This is a genomic window from Streptomyces sp. NBC_00525 (assembly GCF_036346595.1).
GTDB lineage: Bacteria > Actinomycetota > Actinomycetes > Streptomycetales > Streptomycetaceae > Streptomyces.
Map to the genome: position 1 here is coordinate 4,876,827 of NZ_CP107834.1, position 18,420 is coordinate 4,895,246.

Below are 18,420 nucleotides of genomic sequence, written 5' to 3' on the forward strand. Positions count from 1 at the left end.
CGGCCGTGCCGTCAAGCCGGTGACGGCACGGCCGCATAAGCTGGTTTGATGGCCGAAGGCCGATCCCCGGTGGCTCGGCACCGCGCCGTACCGAATGCCCCGGCACGGCGGGCCGAAACAGAGGATCTACGAGGGGCGGGACCAGGGTGAGTGCGTCAGGCACCGCGGCGGCCGGGCAGATCGAGCACACGCTGCGCCACGTCGCGCCCGGACGCTACGACGCGTACGAGGCGCTGCTCCAGGCCCTGGCGGCCGGCCGGGTCTGGATGCTCCTGTGGCACGGACGCCCCGGCGCCCCCGACGCCCAGTACGGCAACATGGAGGTGGACGGCCTCGGCTACGCCCCGTGCGTCACCTCCCCGCAGGAGCTGGCCGCCAGCGGCTGGAACCGCGACCACGAGGTCGTCGCCGGCCTCGACATCGCCCGCGCCCTCTACCCCGACCGTTGGGGCGTCTGGCTCAATCCGCACGCCCCCGGCGGCGGCGTCGGCATCCCCTGGCTGGACCTGCGCCGCATCGCCACCGGCCTCGACCGGATGCCCGCCGGGCCGCTGCGGATCAGCGAACCCGCCGTGGAACTGCCCCAGTTCTACGCCCAGCTCACCCAGAACGCCCACCACACCCCCGCGATCCGCTCGCTGCGGCGCGCCTGGGTGCAGCCCGCGCTCGGCGTCCCGTACCTCGCGGTCGGCCTCGACCTGTACGACACCGGCGGAGCGTCCGTGGACGCGGTGCGGGCCATGATGCGGCAGTCGGTCGGCGCCGTCCCCGAGGGGCTGCCCGTCTCCACCGTCGCCATGTCCGACGAGTACGACCCGGTCGCCATGTGGCTGCGCGCCAACGCCCGGCCCTTCTACGACCGCGAGGCGCACGCGGCGCCCGGCTACGGCTATCCCCGCACGCCGGGCGCCGCCCCGCACGCGTACTGACCCTCCCGTACGGGTACTGCCGATCCCGCACGGGTAGCCCGAGCCTCCCGTACGCCTGCCGGGCCTCCCGTACGCGCCGCCGTGCTTCCGCACGCCTGTTGAGACGCCCGCCCGGCCCCTTCCGCCGACTCGCCGCACGGGGACAAAATGTCCCGCGACCGGACAAGTCCTGCTCGACGACCGCCCAAATCGCCACCGCATCACCACAGTTGGGGCCCATGTCCGTTCTGGTGGATTAGCGGCCGAGTGGTCCGCTCATGCGGCAGGGCTGTCCGGATAGCGGAAGCCCGCGGACCGCATCACGTTTGAGCAAACATTCCCCGTGAGGTCTGGCGGGTGATCACAACCGCGTTGAAGACTCCCGGCCAGGAGCGTCCGCCGGTGTACGGGGGTTGTACCCGAGGACATCCCGCGGACACCTCAACACGTCCGCCGCACCGAACATTTCAGCCGCACCCGATGCCGCGGCCGAGACACGCGCCAGGCCGTCACCGCGGCGAGCAAGGGCCGGCCACCGCCGGCGGGAGGGTCAAGGGCACTGTGACCGCACCGATCGAGACCACCGGATCGGCTGCCGAAGCGCAGCCGGAGGCAGTACTCACGGGAGTCAAGCAGAGCCAGATCGAGGGCCGTTCGCTCGGACGCATCGCCTGGACGCGCTTCAAGCGCGACAAGGTGGCGGTGGCGGGCGGCATCGTTGTCATCCTGCTGATCCTGCTCGCCGTGCTGTCCCGGCCCATCCAGGCCGTCTTCGGCCTCGACCCCAACGAGTTCCACCAGGACCTCATCGACCCCGCGCTGCTCGCGCCCACGGGCGACTGGGGCGGCATCAGCTGGAGCCATCCGCTGGGCGTCGAGCCGCAGTACGGCCGCGACATCATGACCCGCATCATCGAGGGCTCCTGGGTCTCCATGGTCGTCGCGGTCGGCGCGACCCTGCTCTCCGTGGTGATCGGTGTCGTCCTCGGCGTCGTCGCCGGCTTCTACGGCGGCTGGGTGGACACCCTCATCAGCCGCACGATGGACACCTTCCTGGCCTTCCCGCTGCTGCTCTTCGCGATCTCCATCTCGGCCGCGCTGCAGGACGGGGCGTTCGGCCTGGAGGGGCTGCCGCTGCGCATCGCGGTCCTCATCTTCGTGATCGGCTTCTTCAGCTGGCCGTACATGGGCCGCATCGTGCGGGCCCAGACGATGACCCTGCGCAATCGCGAATTCGTGGAGGCGGCCCGGTCCCTGGGCGCACGCGGCCCGTTCATCCTCTTCCGGGAACTGCTGCCGAACCTGGTGGCGCCCATCCTCGTCTACTCCACCCTGCTCATCCCCTCGAACATCCTCTTCGAGGCCGGGCTGAGCTACCTCGGGGTCGGTATCGCGCCGCCGCAGTCCTCCTGGGGCGGGATGCTCACCAACGCGATCCAGTTCTACCGGAACGACCCGATGTACATGATCGTGCCGGGCGTGGCCATCTTCGTCACGGTCCTGGCGTTCAACCTGCTGGGTGACGGGCTGCGCGACGCGCTCGACCCCCGTAGCAAGTAGGAGTCCGGGCGCTCGCCACCACGGTGGGCGGCAAGCCACGGCAACCATCGATTGAGGGGAATGTCCTTCAGGTGAAGACCAGAAAAATGACAGTGGTGGTCGCCACGGCTGTGGCCCTGGCGCTGGGAGCGTCCGCGTGCGGCGGCTCCTCGGACGACGACGGCGGCTCCAAGAGCGGCAAGGGCGGCGCGGGCGCCACCGACGCCGCGCTGACGTCGATCGTCAACAAGTCCTCCGAGAAGGGCGGCACCCTCAAGCTGGAGATGTCCGACGAGCCCGACTCGCTGGACCCCGGCAACACCTACTACGGCTGGGTGCAGAACTTCGCCCGCCTGTACGGCCGCAGCCTCACGTCCTTCAAGCCGGCCGCCGGCAAGGACGGACTGGAGATCGTCCCGGACCTCGCGGAGAGCCTCGGCAAGCCGAGCGCGGACGCGAAGACCTGGACGTACACCCTGAAGAAGGGCCTCAAGTTCGAGGACGGGACCCCGATCACCTCGAAGGACGTCAAGTACGCCGTCGAGCGGTCCAACTTCGCGCCGGAGGCCCTGTCCAACGGCCCGACGTACTTCAAGGCCCACCTCGTCGGCGGCGACAAGTACAAGGGCCCGTACAAGGACAAGAACCCGGACGGCATCGCCTCCATCGAGACGCCGGACGACCGCACGATCGTCTTCAAGCTGAAGGACGCCTTCGCCGACTTCGACTACCTGGCGACCTTCTCGCAGACGGCCCCCGTGCCCGCCGCGAAGGACAAGGGCGCCGACTATGTGAAGAACATCGTGTCCTCGGGCCCGTACAAGTTCGAGTCGTACGAGGAGGGCCGCGGCGCGACCCTCGTCCGCAACGACCAGTGGGACCCGAAGACCGACCCGATCCGCCCGGCCCTGCCGGACAAGGTGACGATCCGCTTCAAGGTGAAGCAGGAGACGGTCGACAGCAACCTCATCGCCGACAACATCACCGCCGACGGTGCCGGCACCGGTGTCGCCCCCGCGACCCAGCCGGACGTGCTGACCAAGCCGAACCTGAAGAAGCAGACCGACAACTCGTACGCGGGCGCCACCTCGTACATCGGTCTGAACGTCAACGTGAAGCCGTTCGACAACGTCCACTGCCGCAAGGCCGTCCAGTGGGGTATCGACAAGGCGTCCGTCCAGGCCGCGCAGGGCGGTGACCCGAAGGGCGACGTCGCCACGACGCTGCTGCCGCCGACCGTCAACGGTTACACCAAGTTCGACCTGTACGAGTCCGCCGGCCACAAGGGCGACGAGGCCAAGGCCAAGGAGGAGCTGAAGCTCTGCGGCCACGCCGACGGCTTCGACACCAAGATCTCGGCCCGCTCCGACCGCCCCGCCGAGATGGCCATGGTCACCGCGGTGCAGGCCTCGCTCAAGAAGATCGGCATCAAGGCCGAGATCAAGAGCTACCCGGCCGGTAAGTACTTCTCGAACTTCGCGGGCAACCCGAGCTACGTCCACTCCAACAAGCTCGGCATGATCATGAGCGCCTGGGGCGCCGACTGGCCGACCGGCTTCGGCTTCCTGGACCAGATCATCAACGGCTCGGCCATCAAGCCGTCCGGTGGCAACAACGTCCAGGAACTGAACGACCCGAAGATCAACAAGATGCTCAACGAGGGCATCGCCAACACCGACGACGCCGCGCGCGCCAAGACGTGGGGCGAGGTCGACAAGGCCGTCGCCGAGAACGCCAGCGTGGTGCCGCTGATCTACCGCAAGAACCTGCTGCTGCGTCCGGTCTCCGCGACGAACGTCACGGTCACCCAGGCCTACCTCGGCATGTACGACTACGTGCTGATGGGCTCCGCCAAGTAGGAACGGACCGTCCTCCGGGGGCCGCGCACGGCCCCCGGAGGACACACCCCCGGACACCGGAAATCCTGAAAGGCAGGTGAAGGCACGGTGTCGGCCGGGCCGGGTCATCCCCGGCGGGCGGACGCCGGCGCCGGACAGCTGTGGCTGCGTACATCATCCGACGCGTCTTCGGCGCGATACTGCTGCTGTTGATCGTCAGCGCAGTCACCTTCTCCATCTTCTTCCTCGTCCCCAGGCTCGCCGGCCAGACGATGGACCAGCTGGCGGCCCAGTACGTGGGCAAGGACGCCAACCCCTCGTCCATCGCGGCCGTCAAGGAGAACCTGGGCCTCGACCAGCCGCTCTACGCGCAGTACTGGCACCTCATCAAGCAGCTCGTCGTCGGCGCCGACTACACGTTCGGCCCCGAGGTCACCCACTGCAACGCCCCCTGCTTCGGCTACTCCTTCAAGAACCACGTCGAGGTCTGGCCCCAGATGACCGAGCGCATCCCGGTCACCTTCTCGCTGGCCATCGGCGCGGCCGTGATCTGGCTGCTGAGCGGTGTGGCCATCGGCGTCGTCTCCGCGCTCAAGCGGGGCTCGCTCCTGGACCGCTTCTTCATGGGCGTCGCACTGGCCGGCGTCTCGCTGCCGATCTTCTTCACCGGCATGCTCGCCCTGGGCCTGTTCACCGTCCAGTGGCCGATGTGGGAGAGCATCAACTTCGTCCCCTTCACCGAAAGTCCGCTGGACTGGGCGTGGAACCTGCTCATCCCCTGGTGCTCGCTCGCCTTCCTCTACTCCGCGCTCTACGCCCGCATCACCCGGGCCGGGATGCTGGAGACGATGGGCGAGGACTACATCCGCACCGCCCGCGCCAAGGGGCTGCGCGAGAGCCGGGTCATCGGCAAGCACGGACTGCGGGCCGCGCTCACCCCGATCGTGACCATCTTCGGCATGGACTTCGGCCTGCTGGTCGGCGGCGCGGTCATCACCGAACAGGTCTTCTCCTTCCAGGGCATGGGCTTCTACGCCATCGACGGGGTCCGCGGCAACGACCTGCCCGTCGTCATGGGCGTGACGCTCGTCGCCGCCTTCTTCATCGTCATCTGCAATCTGCTGGTGGATCTGGTGTACGCCGCCATCGACCCCAGGGTGAGGCTCTCGTGACCGACGTTTCCAAGACCGGGACGCCGGGCGGTCCGGCGGCCGGCCGGCCCTCCGGCGACGAGCCCTTCCTCTCCGTGAAGGACCTGCGCATCCACTTCCGCACCGACGACGGCCTGGTCAAGTCGGTGGACGGGGTCAGCTTCGACGTGAAGCCCGGCAAAACCCTGGGCATCGTCGGCGAGTCCGGCTCCGGCAAGTCCGTCACCTCGCTCGGCATCCTGGGCCTGCACCGCACCGCCGCCAACGCCACCATCTCCGGCGAGGTCCTGCTGGACGGCGAGGAACTGCTCGGCGCCACCGACAGCCGGGTGCGCGAGCTGCGCGGCCGCAAGATGGCCATGATCTTCCAGGACCCGCTCTCCGCGATGCACCCCTACTACACGGTCGGCGCGCAGATCGTGGAGGCGTACCGGGTCCACCACAAGGTGAATCGGAAGACGGCCCGCGCCCGCGCCGTCGAGATGCTGGACCGGGTCGGCATCCCCGAGCCGCACAAGCGGGTCGACGCCTACCCGCACGAGTTCTCCGGCGGGATGCGCCAGCGCGCGATGATCGCGATGGCCCTGGTCAACAACCCGGAACTGCTCATCGCCGACGAGCCGACCACTGCCCTGGACGTGACCGTCCAGGCGCAGATCCTGGACCTCATCCGGGATCTGCAGAAGGAGTTCGGCTCCGCCGTCATCATGATCACCCACGACCTGGGCGTCGTCGCCGAGATGGCCGACGACCTGCTGGTGATGTACGGCGGCCGGTGCGTCGAGCGCGGCCCGGCCGAGCAGGTCTTCCACCAGCCCCAGCATCCGTACACCTGGGGTCTGCTCACCTCGATGCCGCGCATCGACCGCGAGGAGACCGAGCGGCTGACCCCGGTCAAGGGCCAGCCCCCGTCGCTGATCAACGTCCCGAGCGGCTGCGCCTTCAACCCGCGCTGCCCGTACGCGGACATCCCCAAGGACAACCTCACCCGCACGACGCGCCCCGAGCTGGAGCCGGTCGGCGACGGCCACTTCTCCGCCTGCCACATGGCACCGCAGGAGCGGACCCGGATCTGGACCGAAGAGATTGCGCCGAAGCTGTGAGCGAGGCGAGCGAGGCGAGCGAGGTGAGTGGCATGAGCGAGAAGAAGGACGCCCCGGTGCTGGACAAGGACGCGAAGATCCCGGCGCAGGCCACCGACTCGCGCGAGCCGCTGCTCAGGGTCGAGGGCCTGGTCAAGCACTTCCCGATCCGCAAGGGCCTGCTGCGCCGGCAGTCCGGCGCGGTCAAGGCCGTCGACGGCATCGACTTCGAGGTGTATCCGGGGGAGACCCTGGGCGTCGTCGGCGAGTCCGGCTGCGGCAAGTCGACCATGGGCCGGCTCATCACCCGGCTGATCGAGCCCACCGGCGGCCGGGTCGAGTTCGACGGCAACGACATCACCCACAAGTCGATGGCGCAGCTGCGGCCGATGCGCCGCGACGTCCAGATGATCTTCCAGGACCCCTACTCGTCGCTGAACCCGCGCCACACCATCGGCACGATCGTCAGCGCCCCGTTCCGGCTCCAGGGCGTCGAGCCCGAGGGCGGCCTCAAGAACCACGTCCAGGAGCTGCTGTCGCTGGTCGGGCTGAGCCCCGAGCACTACAACCGCTACCCGCACGAGTTCTCCGGCGGGCAGCGCCAGCGCATCGGCATCGCCCGCGCGCTGGCCCTGCGCCCCAAGCTGGTCGTCGCCGACGAGCCGGTCTCCGCGCTGGACGTGTCGATCCAGGCCCAGGTGGTCAACCTGCTGGACGACCTCCAGGACGAGCTGGGCCTCACCTATGTGATCATCGCGCACGACCTCTCCGTGATCCGGCACGTCTCGGACCGGATCGCGGTGATGTACCTGGGCAAGATCGTCGAGCTGGCCGACCGCAAGTCCCTGTACTCGGCGCCCATGCACCCGTACACCAAGGCCCTGATGTCGGCGGTGCCGGTGCCGGACCCGCGCCGGCGCGGTGCCAAGAGCGAGCGCATCCTGCTCAAGGGCGATGTGCCCTCGCCGATCTCGCCGCCCGCCGGCTGCCGGTTCCACACCCGGTGCTGGAAGGCCACGGAGGTCTGCAAGACGCAGGAGCCCCCGCTGATCGCGCTGCGGACCGGCCACCAGGTGGCCTGCCACCACCCGGAGAACGACGGCCCCGCGGAGAACGACGGCCCCGCGGAGGCGGCCGCGAACGGCTCGAAATCGCCCGAGGACGGCGCGAAGGAGTAGTACCGGCACAATTGCCCGGTGCTCAACGAACTGTTCACGCCCTCCGTCCAGCACGCGCTCGACATCGCCGGGATCTTCGTCTTCGCGATCTCGGGCGCCCTGCTCGCCGTACGCAAGAACTTCGATGTCTTCGGCATCGCGGTCCTCGCCGAGGTGACCGCGCTGGGCGGAGGGCTCTTCCGCGACCTGATCATCGGCGCGGTGCCCCCGGCCGCCTTCACGGACCTGGGCTACTTCACCACCCCGCTGCTCGCCGCCGGCCTGGTCTTCTTCCTCCACCCGCACGTGGAGCGCATCCAGGTCGGGGTCAACGTCTTCGACGCGGCCGGGCTCGGGCTGTTCTGCGTCACCGGCACGGTCAAGGCGTACGAGTACGGGCTCGGCCTCACCGCGTCGGCGGCGCTCGGCCTGGCCACGGCGGTCGGCGGCGGTGTGCTGCGGGACGTGCTGGCCAACGAGGTGCCCTCGCTGCTGCGCTGGGACCGGGACCTGTACGCGGTGCCCGCCATCGTCGGCGCCACCATGATCGTGCTCTGCATCCGCTTCGACGCGCTGAACGCCCTGACCAGCGGCGCGGCGGTGATCGCGGCGTTCGTCCTGCGGCTGCTCGCGCTCCGCTTCCACTGGCGGGCCCCGCGCGCCTACAACCGGCGCTCCGCACGGGCGGACGAGGGATGAGGAGCGGGGCGACCGGCACCGGTGGTGGGCCGGCCGATTCCGTACCGGAAAAAGCTACCGCTCAGTAATACAATCGGTGTACGGTGCCTCCATGGCACAGGCAACCATCGGGGACAGCGAGTTCGACCGGGACACCGCGGTCACCCTGCGCGAAGCGGGCGTCTACGACGCGGAGCTCTCGGCCGGCTGGACGATCATCCACGCGGTCAACGGCGGCTACCTGCTGGCCATGCTCGGCCGGGCCCTCGGCGAGGCGCTGCCCCACCCGGACCCGTTCTCCGTCTCGGCGCACTACCTCACCGCCTCCGTGCCCGGCCCCGCGGTCATCCGCACCCAGACCGTGCGCACCGGCCGCACCCTCTCCACCGGCCAGGCGTCCCTCTTCCAGTACGCCGAGGACGGCACCGAGGTCGAGCGCATCCGCGTCCTCGCCACCTACGGCGACCTGGACGCGCTGACCGACGACGTCCGCACCGCGGCCAAGCCCCCGGCCATCCCGCCCCGCGAACACTGCCTCGGCCCGAGCGACGGACCCGCGCCCATCCCCGGCAGCTCCGCCATCACCGAACGCCTCGACATCAAGCTCGACCCCGCCACCATCGGCTGGGCCATCGGGCAGCCCTCCGGCAAGGGCGAGATGCGCGGCTGGTTCGGGCTGGCCGACGGCCGCGACCCCGACCCGCTCTCCCTGCTGCTCACCGTGGACGCGCTGCCCCCGACCTCGTTCGAGCTGGGGCTCAAGGGCTGGACCCCGACCGTCGAGCTGACCACCCACATCCGCTGCCGCCCCGCCCCCGGCCCGCTCCGCGTCTCCATCACCACCCGCAACCTCGCGGGCGGCTTCCTGGAGGAGGACGCAGACGTGTGGGACAGCGCCGACCGCCTGGTCGCCCAGTCCCGCCAGCTGGCCCGCGCCCCGCGCGACTGACCCCGTATCCCGCCCTTCCCCGGCACCGGTTCCCGGGCGCCCCGCGGCCCGGTCTGCCGGGGATTCGCGGGCTCATCGGGGCCGCCGTGCGCGGTGCGCGGGGGCCGGGACCCCATGCGCCCGGCGTACGCCCCACCGGGGGCTCGTAGAATCGGGCCCACCATGGCTTACCTCGACCACGCCGCGACCACGCCGATGCTGCCGGAGGCGATCGCGGCGATGACCGCGCAGCTCGCCGTCACCGGCAACGCGTCCTCACTCCACGCCGCCGGACGCCGGGCCCGCCGTACCGTCGAGGAGTCCCGCGAATCCCTCGCCGAGGCCCTCGGCGCCCGCCCCAGCGAGGTGGTGTTCACCTCCGGCGGCACCGAGGCCGACAACCTCGCGGTCAAGGGCCTGTACTGGGCCCGCCGCGCCGCCGACCCCCGCCGCACCCGCGTCCTGGCCAGCCCCGTCGAGCACCACGCCGTACTCGACGCCGTGGACTGGCTGGCCACCCACGAGGGCGCGCGCGTCGAATACCTCCCCGTCGACCGGTACGGACGCGTCCACCCCGACGCCCTGCGCGAGGCGGTCCTGCGCGACCCCGACGACCTCGCGCTCATCACCGTCATGTGGGCCAACAACGAGATCGGCACCATCCAGCCGGTCCGCGAACTGGCCGCCGTCGCCCGCGAGTTCGACGTACCGATGCACGCCGACGCGGTCCAGGCGTTCGGGCAGCTCGACGTGGACTTCGCCGCCTCCGGGCTCGCCGCGATGACCGTCAGCGCGCACAAGATCGGCGGCCCGACCGGCGTCGGCGCGCTGCTGCTGGGCCGCGAGCACACCCCCGTACCCGTGCTGCACGGCGGCGGGCAGGAGCGCCATGTCCGCTCCGGCACGCTGGACGTGCCCGGCATCGCCGCGTTCGCCGTGGCCGGAGGGCTGGCCGCCGCCCGGCGCGAGGACTTCGCCCGCGACACCGGCGTCCTGCGCGACCGGCTGGCCGACGCCGTCCTGGCCGCCGTCCCCGACGCGCTGCTCGGCGGTGACCCCGCCCCCGGCGGCCGGCTGCCCGCCAACGCGCACTTCACCTTCCCCGGCTGCGAGGGCGACTCGCTCCTGCTGCTGCTGGACGCCCAGGGCATCGAGTGCTCCACCGGCTCCGCCTGCACCGCCGGGATCGCCCAGCCCAGCCACGTCCTGCTGGCCACCGGCACCGATCCGGACCTGGCCCGTGGCACCCTGCGCTTCTCGCTCGGCCACACCTCCACCGAGCAGGACGTCGAGGACGTCGCCCGCGCGATCGGCCCCGCCGTCGAACGGGCCCGGACGGCCGGACTCAGCTGAGAACCCGCGCCGCGCCACCGGGGTCAGGCCTTCTCGCGCTCCGGGGCCGCGGCCGCGCGGCGGACCAGCTCCAGATAGCGGTCCCAGTCCCAGCCCCGGCCCGGATCGGTGTGGTCGGCGCCCGGCACCTCGACATGCCCGATGATGTGCTCCCGGTCCACCGGAATCCCGTACCGCCCGCATATCGCCGCGGTCAGCGCGGCCGACGACTTGTACATCGCGGTGGTGAAGCCCTGCGGGCGCTCCACGAAGCCCTCGTGCTCGATGCCTACGCTGCGCTCGTTGTACGAGCGGTTGCCCGCGTGGAACGCCACGTCCAGCTCGCGGACCATCTGCGTCACCCGCCCGTCCTTGCGCACCACGTAATGCGCCGCCGCCCGGTGGCCGGGGTCCTGGAAGGCGCGGACCGCGCTGTCGAAGCCGCCCTGCGTGACATGCACGACCACCCGGTCGACGCGGTAGTCGTCGGGCCGGTCCGCCCGCCGCCAGTTCGCGTCCGCCGCGGCGACCCAGCGGGCCCGCGCGTAGTCCACCGCGCCCGGTGTGCGCGGCTTCTCCACGCCGGGCAGCCGCCACCAGGCGCGCTTCAGCCCGTCCCGCGCCAGCGCCGCCGCGCCCACCGCCGTGACGGCGCCGCCGATCAGCACCGAGCGCCGGCCGATCCCGCTCCCGGTGCGGGCGCCGTCCGTCCCCTTGGTCCCCATGTGACGGACAACGCATATCCGCGAGCGATCGGTTCCCGCCCCCACGTACCCTGGTGGGGCTATGACTGAGACTCCCCAGCGCCCCCTCCGTGTGCTCGCCGCCATGTCGGGCGGTGTCGACTCCGCCGTCGCCGCGGCCCGCGCCGTCGAGGCGGGCCACGACGTGACCGGTGTGCACCTCGCCCTCTCCGCGAACCCGCAGTCCTTCCGGACGGGTGCCCGCGGCTGCTGCACCATCGAGGACTCCCGCGACGCCCGCCGCGCCGCGGACGTCATCGGCATCCCCTTCTACGTCTGGGACCTGGCCGAACGCTTCCGCGAGGACGTCGTCGAGGACTTCGTCGCGGAGTACGAGGCGGGGCGCACCCCCAACCCGTGCCTCCGCTGCAACGAGAAGATCAAGTTCGCCGCGCTGCTCGACAAGGCCCTCGCGCTCGGCTTCGACGCCGTGTGCACCGGCCACTACGCCACCGTCGTCACCGGCGAGGACGGCAACCGCGAGCTGCACCGCGCATCGGACATGGCCAAGGACCAGAGCTATGTGCTCGGCGTCCTGGACGAGCGGCAGCTCGCCCACGCCCTGTTCCCGCTCGGCGACACCCTCACCACCAAGGACGAGATCCGGGCCGAGGCGGAGCGCCGGGGCCTGGCCGTCGCCAGGAAGCCCGACAGCCACGACATCTGCTTCATCGCGGACGGCGACACCCAGGGCTTCCTGGCGAACCGCCTCGGCGGCCCGGCCGAGGGCGACATCGTCGACGAGTCCGGTACGAAGGTGGGCACCCACGAGGGCGCCTTCGGCTTCACCATCGGCCAGCGCAAGGGCCTGCGCATCGGCCACCCCGCCCCGGACGGCAAGCCGCGCTACGTGCTGGACATCTCCCCGGTGAACAACACGGTGACCGTCGGCCCCGCCGAGGCCCTGGACGTCACCGCGCTCACCGCGATCCGCCCCCGCTGGTGCGGCACCCCGCCCACCGGCCCCGGCACGTACACCGCACAGCTGCGCGCCCACGGCGGCGAGACCGAGGTGAGCGCCGAGGCGGTCGGCGACACCCTGCACGTCACGTTCACCGAGCCGGTCCGGGGCGTGGCCCCCGGCCAGGCGGTCGTCCTGTACGACGGCACCCGCGTGGTCGGCTCCGCGACGATCGCGACGACGGTGCGCCGGGAGCGCGCGGCGACCGCCTGACATACGAAAGCCCCGCGCGGCTACGCCCGACCCCAGTACGGGCGTGGCCGCGCGGGGCGCCTTCACGGCCCCCCGGTCCGCCCGGCGCGGACCGCTCAGGACGCCTGGCGGGCGTACGCGTCGCGGCCGAAGAACTCCGCCAGCACCGGGGCCACCGCCTGCGGGGCCGGCTCGCCGGTCTGGCCCGTCAGAGTGCGGTGACGGCCGCGCGGCAGCGCCCGCGCGAGCAGCAGGGTCGCCGACCGCGCGGCGACCGGGCTGAAGCCGCCGCAAACCACCAGGGTCCGCGCCCCGACCGCCGCCAGCCGGTCGGCCGGTACCGAGCCGTCGCCCAGCAGCGCCTCGTCGTACGCCAGTGTGTGCGCCACGGACTCCAGGTTCCGCCACAGCGGCGCCCGCCGCATCCTGGCGACCGTCGAGGCGGGGACCCCGGAGACCGTGAGGAACAGCTCCACCGCCCCGGCCCGGTCCCCGCCCGCCAGCAGCCGGTCCAGCCGGGCCGTGCGGTCGGCCCGGAACAGCAGCCCGGCCGGCCCCGGCGCGTACGGCGGCTCGTACACCGCCAGCCGGTCCGCCGGCAGCCCGGCCGCCGCCGCCTCCAGGACCAGCGCCCCGCCCGCCCCGGAACCGAAGACCGCCGGCCGCCCGCCCGCCGCGGCGGCCACCGCGGCCAGGTCCTCGATCTCGCGCTCCACCGCGTAGGGCCCGCCTTCCCCGCTGCCGCCCCGGCCGCGCCGGTCGTACGTGACGACCTCGAAGTGCGGCGCGAGCAGCCGGGCGAGCGGCTCGTCGGTCCCGGCCGTGCTCAGGGCCCCGCCCACCAGGACGACGGGCGGGCCCTCGCCCCGGCGCCGGTATGCGATCGGGGTGCCGTCGCTGGAGAGAATCGTGTCCATGAGGGGGTGGACTGCCGGGCCGCCCCGAACTCATCGGTCCCGGCGGAAAGTTCTCCGGAATTCCTTCCCCGGCCGCCGGGGCCGGGCGGGCGGGCTCTACCGTGGCAGCCATGAACATCTGCGTCTTCCTCTCCGCCGCCGACCTCGACGACCGCTACACCGTGCCCGCCCGCGAATTCGCCGAACTGCTCGGGCGCGGTGGGCACACCCTGGTCTGGGGCGGCTCGGAGAGCGGCCTGATGAAGGTCGTCGCCGACGGCGTCCAGGGGGCGGGCGGCCGGCTCGTCGGCGTCTCGGTGGACTTCCTGGCCGCCAAGGCGCGCACGAACGCCGACGAGATGGTCATCGCCCGCGACCTCGCCGAGCGCAAGGCCCTGCTGCTCGCCAAGTCCGACGCGATCGTGATCATGGTCGGCGGCACCGGGACGCTCGACGAGGCCACCGAGATCCTGGAGCTCAAGAAGCACGGCAAGCACACCAAGCCCGTCGTCCTGCTCAACACCGCCGGCTTCTACGACGGCCTGCGCGAGCAGTTCCGGCGCATGGAGGAGGAGGGCTTCCTGCCGCTCCCGCTCACCGAGCTGGTCTTCTTCGCCGAGGACGGCGTCGGCGCCCTCGCCCACCTGGAGGAGTCGGCCGGCATCCAGTGAGGTACGGGCCACCGGGCGGCGGGGGCGGGCTCCCCGGCGGCGGGTGCGACGATGGGGCCATGTCCACTCACCTCATCACCGGTGCCGGCTCCGGCATCGGCGCCGCCGTCGCCCGGCGCCTGGCCGAACGCGGGGACGACCTCGTGCTGCTGGCCCGTGACGCGGGCCGCGCCAGGGAACTGGCCGCCCTGTACCCCGGCGCCCGCACCCTCGTCGGCGACCTGTCCAACCCCGAGCGGCTCTCCTGGGCCTTCGCCCAGCAGACCATGCCCGACCGGCTCGACTCGCTGCTGCACATCGCGGGCGTCGTCGAACTCGGCCCGGTCGGCGAGCTGACCCCCAAGGCCTGGCGCATCCAGCTCGACGCCAACCTCGTCGCCCCCGCCGAGGTGACCCGCCTGGTGCTGCCCCAGCTGCGCGTCGCCCAGGGCCACGTCGTCTTCGTCAACTCCGGCGCCGGGCTCTCCGCGAGCCCCGGCTGGAGCGCGTACGCCGCCAGCAAGCACGGCCTCAAGGCGCTCGCCGACTCGCTGCGCCAGGAGGAGCACGCCGCCGGCGTCCGCGTCACCACCGTCTACCCCGGCCGCACCGCGAGCCCCATGCAGGAGAAGGTCCACCGGCAGGAGGGCAAGGAGTACGACCCCGCCCGCTGGATCGACCCCGAGTCCGTCGCCACCACCCTCCTGATGGCGCTCGACCTGCCCCGCGACGCCGAGGTCAACGACCTCACCGTGCGCCCCGGCCGCTGAGCCCCCGCCCGCCGGGCCCCTGTCCGCCGGGCCGCCGCCGCGCCCGTAGGCTTCCCGCGTGAGCGAGAACACCGTGTTCAGGAAGTGCCCGGCCACCGGGATCGGTTCGATGCCCGGAGGCGACGCGCGGGAGGCGGCCAAGACCGTCACCGGCTCCTTCGGCGACGGCGAGGGCATGCCGTACCTGGCGGAACTCCCGGCGCGCGGCCCCGGCGCCGACATGATCGGCCGGACGGTCGGACTGCTCGCCGAGCTGTACGGGCACGTCGAGCCCAGCGGCTGGCGCGTCAGCGACCGGCCGGGCCGCGACACCCGCCGGGCCAGGTCCTGGCTGGGCGAGGACCTGGACGCCCTGGAGGAGTTCACCCAGGGCTACGAGGGCCCGCTCAAGGTCCAGGCCGTGGGCCCCTGGACGCTGGCCGCCGCCCTGGAACGCCGGGGCGGCGAGGCGTTCCTCGGCGACCCCGGCGCCTGCCGCGACCTCGCGGACTCGCTCGCCGAGGGGCTGCGCGGCCACCTCGCCGAGGTGCGCCGCCGGGTGCCCGGCGCCCGCCTCGCCCTCCAGCTCGACGAACCCTCCCTCACCGCCGTACTGCGCGGCCGGGTCAGGACCGCGAGCGGCTACCGCACCCACCGGGCCGTGGACCGCCAGATCGTGGAGGCCACCCTGCGCGAGGTGCTCGGCGCGGCCGGCGACACCGCCACCCTGGTGCACACCTGCGCGCCCGAGGTGCCCTTCGCACTGCTGCGCCGGGCCGGCGCCGACGGCATCTCCCTCGACCTCTCCCTTCTCACCGAACGTGAGGAGGAGGCGATCGGGGAAGCCGTCGAGTCGGGCACCCACATGTTCTTCGGCGTGCTGCCCGGCACCGACCCGGCCTCGGGCCGATTGTCCGATCCGGGCGGTAGCGTCATGGGTGTCAGGACGCTGTGGCGCAGGCTGGGGCTGAATCCGGGGACTCTCACCGAGTCCGTGACGATCACCCCCGCGTGCGGACTCGCGGGTGCGTCGCCGGCGTACGCGCGGGCCGCGCTCGCCCATTGCGGCCGGGCCGCGAGATCGCTCGCGGACAACCCTGAGTGACGGGCGCTGGGTAACGGGAGGACGGGACGATGGCCGGCGAAGAGCGGACCACCGGGCAGGACACTGGGCAGAGCGCGGTGCCGGCCCGGGCGCGGGAGCGGCACAAGCTCCTCGCGGAGCAGATCGAGGAGCACCGCTTCCGGTACTACGTCAACGACCAGCCGGTCGTCAGCGACGCCGAGTTCGACCGGCTGATGCGGGAGCTGGAGGCCCTGGAGGACGGCCACCCCGAGCTGCGCACCCCGGACTCCCCGAGCCAGAAGGTCGCCGGGCCGTACCGCACGGAGTTCACCTCCGTCGAGCACCGCGAGCCGATGCTCTCGCTGGACAACGCCTTCGACGACGAGGAGCTGGCCTCCTGGGCCGAGCGCGTCGCACGGGACGTCGGCTCGCCCGGCTACCACTTCCTGTGCGAGCTGAAGATCGACGGACTCGCCGTCAACCTCACGTACGAGAACGGCGTGCTGACCCGCGCCGCGACCCGGGGCGACGGCCGGACCGGCGAGGACATCACCCCCAACATCCGCACCATCGCGGACATCCCGCACCGGCTGACCGGCGACCGCGTCCCGCCGCTGGTCGAGGTGCGCGGCGAGGTCTTCTTCCCGATGGAGGGGTTCGAGGAGCTGAACGCCCGGCTGGTCGCCGCCGACGAGAAGCCCTTCGCCAACCCCCGTAACGCCGCCGCCGGTTCACTGCGCCAGAAGGACCCCAAGGTCACCGCCACCCGCCCGCTGCACATGGTGGTGCACGGCATCGGCGCCCGCGAGGGCTTCGACATCGACTGCCTCTCGCACGCCTACGAACTGCTGCGCGAGTGGGGGCTGCCCACCGCCAAGTACAACAAGGTGGTCGACTCCCTCGCGGGCGTACGGGAGTTCATCGCGCACTTCGGCGAGCACCGGCACTCCGTGGAGCACGAGATCGACGGCGTCGTCGTCAAGCTGGACGAGATCCCGCTCCAGGGCCGGCTCGGCTCCACCTCCCGCGCGCCGCGCTGGGCCATCGCCTGGAAGTACCCGCCGGAGGAGGTCAACACCAAGCTCGTCAACATCCGCGTCGGCGTCGGCCGCACCGGCCGTGTCACCCCGTACGCCCAGGTCGAACCGGTCGTGGTGGCCGGCTCCGAGGTCGAGTTCGCCACCCTGCACAACCAGAACGTGGTCAAGGCCAAGGGCGTCCTCATCGGGGACACGGTGGTGCTCCGCAAGGCCGGTGACGTCATCCCGGAGATCCTCGGCCCGGTCGCCGACCTCCGCGACGGCACCGAGACGGCGTTCGTCATGCCGACCCACTGCCCCGAGTGCGGCACGGAACTGAAGCCCATGAAGGAGGCGGACGTCGACGTCCGCTGCCCCAACGCCCGGTCCTGCCCCGCCCAGTTGCGGGAGCGCGTCGCCTACCTCGCCGGCCGCAAGTGCCTGGACATCGACCACTTCGGCTACGTCGCCGCCGCCGCGCTGACCGCGCCGCTGGAGCCCGACCGGCCCCCGATGCGCGACGAGGGCGACCTCTTCGGCCTGACCATGGACGAACTGCTGCCGATCCGCGCCTACGTCCTGGACCCGGACAGCGGGCTGCCCCGGCGCGACCCGAAGACCGGCGAGGAGAAGATCGCCCGCGTCTTCGCCAACCAGCAGGGCGAGCCCAGGAAGAACGCCCTCGCCATGCTGGACGCCATCGCCGCGGCCAAGCAGGCCCCGCTGGCCCGCGTCCTGACCGGGCTCTCCATCCGCCACGTCGGCCCGGTCGCCGCCCGTGAGCTGGCCCGCCAGTTCCCGTCCATCGACCGCATCGAGGAAGCCACCGAACAGGAGCTGGTCGACGCCGACGGGGTCGGGCCCATCATCGCCGCCTCCGTCAAGGAGTGGTTCGCCGAGGACTGGCACCGCGAGATCATCCGCAAATGGCGCGAGGCCGGAGTCCGGATGGAGGACGAGAGGGCCGGGGAGGACGAGGGGCCCCGGCCCCTCGAAGGACTGACCGTCGTGGTCACGGGCACCCTGACCGGGCACACCAGGGATGGCGCGAAAGAGGCGCTGCAGAGCCGGGGAGCCAAGGTCACGGGTTCCGTTTCCAAGAAGACCTCCTTCGTGGTCGTCGGTGACAACCCCGGATCGAAGTACGACAAAGCGGTTCAGCTCAAGGTTCCGGTTCTGGACGAGACCGGCTTCGCCGTCCTGCTCGACCAAGGTCCGGACGCCGCCCGCGAAGCGGCCGTCCCCGCCGGGGAGCCCGCCCCCGACGAGACGGCGGGGGAGGCGGGCACGTCCGGCGCCTGACAGCCCGCCGACACACCGTCCTGGTCACCCGATCGGCGCATAGCAGATGCTGACGGACAGTCGGTTCGCATTCGGGCAAGAGCGGTAGACCGCTGCCCGTAGCAGCCCTCCGCGGCCTACTGTGGTCAGATGCGCCCTCGGACCCGGCCACCGGGCGGGGCCCGGAGCGCGTCGTGGCACGGAACACAGACATCGGGTGACATCGGCATCGCCGGCTGTGAGAGGGACG

General features: G+C 71.9%; 16 protein-coding genes. 14 read left to right on the top strand and 2 right to left on the bottom strand.

Features of this window, described 5'->3' with window-relative positions; translation table 11 throughout:
• Positions 1 to 146: 146 nt before the first annotated feature.
• The 9 genes from OG710_RS21860 to OG710_RS21900 all read left to right on the top strand — a co-directional run bounded on the left by OG710_RS21860 (position 147) and on the right by OG710_RS21900 (position 10,634).
• Positions 147 to 929, top strand: coding sequence for an enhanced serine sensitivity protein SseB C-terminal domain-containing protein (locus OG710_RS21860; protein ID WP_330240823.1), 783 nt, complete (start codon positions 147 to 149; stop codon positions 927 to 929).
• A 540-nt stretch (positions 930 to 1,469) separates the two neighbouring features.
• Positions 1,470 to 2,468, top strand: coding sequence for an ABC transporter permease (locus tag OG710_RS21865; RefSeq protein ID WP_330240824.1), 999 nt, complete (start codon positions 1,470 to 1,472; stop codon positions 2,466 to 2,468).
• A gap of 86 nt (positions 2,469 to 2,554) precedes the next feature.
• Positions 2,555 to 4,306 carry an ABC transporter substrate-binding protein gene (locus OG710_RS21870; RefSeq protein WP_330242315.1) on the top strand — a complete coding sequence of 584 codons (1,752 nt, stop codon included), beginning with the start codon at positions 2,555 to 2,557 and terminating at the stop codon, positions 4,304 to 4,306.
• A gap of 140 nt (positions 4,307 to 4,446) precedes the next feature.
• Positions 4,447 to 5,457 carry an ABC transporter permease gene (locus tag OG710_RS21875; protein ID WP_330240825.1) on the top strand — a complete coding sequence of 337 codons (1,011 nt, stop codon included), beginning with the start codon at positions 4,447 to 4,449 and terminating at the stop codon, positions 5,455 to 5,457.
• On the top strand, positions 5,454 to 6,539 hold the full coding sequence (locus OG710_RS21880; protein ID WP_330240826.1) for an ABC transporter ATP-binding protein: 1,086 nt from the start codon (positions 5,454 to 5,456) through the stop codon (positions 6,537 to 6,539). The genes OG710_RS21875 and OG710_RS21880 overlap by 4 nt, the downstream gene beginning before the upstream one ends.
• A 32-nt stretch (positions 6,540 to 6,571) precedes the next feature.
• Entirely contained in the window at positions 6,572 to 7,696 is a 1,125-nt protein-coding gene (locus OG710_RS21885; RefSeq protein ID WP_330240827.1) for an ABC transporter ATP-binding protein, read from the top strand.
• 18 nt (positions 7,697 to 7,714) lie between these two features.
• Positions 7,715 to 8,374, top strand: a complete 660-nt coding sequence (locus OG710_RS21890; RefSeq protein WP_330240828.1) for a trimeric intracellular cation channel family protein — start codon at positions 7,715 to 7,717, stop codon at positions 8,372 to 8,374.
• A gap of 91 nt (positions 8,375 to 8,465) precedes the next feature.
• Positions 8,466 to 9,302 carry a thioesterase family protein gene (locus OG710_RS21895; RefSeq protein ID WP_330240829.1) on the top strand — a complete coding sequence of 279 codons (837 nt, stop codon included), beginning with the start codon at positions 8,466 to 8,468 and terminating at the stop codon, positions 9,300 to 9,302.
• Positions 9,303 to 9,464: 162 nt separating this feature from the next.
• Positions 9,465 to 10,634 carry a cysteine desulfurase family protein gene (locus OG710_RS21900; RefSeq protein ID WP_330240830.1) on the top strand — a complete coding sequence of 390 codons (1,170 nt, stop codon included), beginning with the start codon at positions 9,465 to 9,467 and terminating at the stop codon, positions 10,632 to 10,634.
• A 23-nt stretch (positions 10,635 to 10,657) separates the two neighbouring features.
• On the opposite strand, the gene OG710_RS21905 is transcribed toward OG710_RS21900, so the two are convergent.
• The gene (locus OG710_RS21905) at positions 10,658 to 11,338 is read right to left on the bottom strand and encodes an N-acetylmuramoyl-L-alanine amidase (protein WP_330240831.1); all 681 of its coding nucleotides are present in this window, start codon (positions 11,336 to 11,338) and stop codon (positions 10,658 to 10,660) included.
• A 61-nt stretch (positions 11,339 to 11,399) separates the two neighbouring features.
• On the opposite strand from OG710_RS21905, the gene mnmA reads away from it, so the two are divergent.
• Positions 11,400 to 12,530, top strand: a complete 1,131-nt coding sequence (mnmA, locus tag OG710_RS21910; protein ID WP_330240832.1) for a tRNA 2-thiouridine(34) synthase MnmA — start codon at positions 11,400 to 11,402, stop codon at positions 12,528 to 12,530.
• Positions 12,531 to 12,625: 95 nt separating this feature from the next.
• On the opposite strand, the gene OG710_RS21915 is transcribed toward mnmA, so the two are convergent.
• Positions 12,626 to 13,426 carry an alpha/beta fold hydrolase gene (locus tag OG710_RS21915; RefSeq protein ID WP_330240833.1) on the bottom strand — a complete coding sequence of 267 codons (801 nt, stop codon included), beginning with the start codon at positions 13,424 to 13,426 and terminating at the stop codon, positions 12,626 to 12,628.
• Positions 13,427 to 13,536: 110 nt separating this feature from the next.
• Between OG710_RS21915 and OG710_RS21920 the strand changes: the two genes are divergently transcribed.
• From OG710_RS21920 to ligA, 4 genes are read left to right on the top strand one after another with little or no spacing between them, the layout of a single operon-like run.
• A complete protein-coding gene (locus OG710_RS21920) occupies positions 13,537 to 14,076 on the top strand; it encodes a TIGR00730 family Rossman fold protein (RefSeq protein ID WP_111338379.1) in 540 nt (179 codons plus the stop codon).
• 59 nt (positions 14,077 to 14,135) lie between these two features.
• Positions 14,136 to 14,825, top strand: a complete 690-nt coding sequence (locus OG710_RS21925) for an SDR family oxidoreductase (RefSeq protein WP_330240834.1) — start codon at positions 14,136 to 14,138, stop codon at positions 14,823 to 14,825.
• 58 nt (positions 14,826 to 14,883) lie between these two features.
• Positions 14,884 to 15,909: a methionine synthase gene (locus OG710_RS21930; protein WP_330240835.1), complete on the top strand. Its 1,026-nt coding sequence runs from the start codon at positions 14,884 to 14,886 to the stop codon at positions 15,907 to 15,909.
• 29 nt (positions 15,910 to 15,938) lie between these two features.
• The gene (ligA, locus tag OG710_RS21935) at positions 15,939 to 18,191 is read left to right on the top strand and encodes an NAD-dependent DNA ligase LigA (RefSeq protein ID WP_330240836.1); all 2,253 of its coding nucleotides are present in this window, start codon (positions 15,939 to 15,941) and stop codon (positions 18,189 to 18,191) included.
• The last annotated feature ends 229 nt before the right edge of the window (positions 18,192 to 18,420 follow it).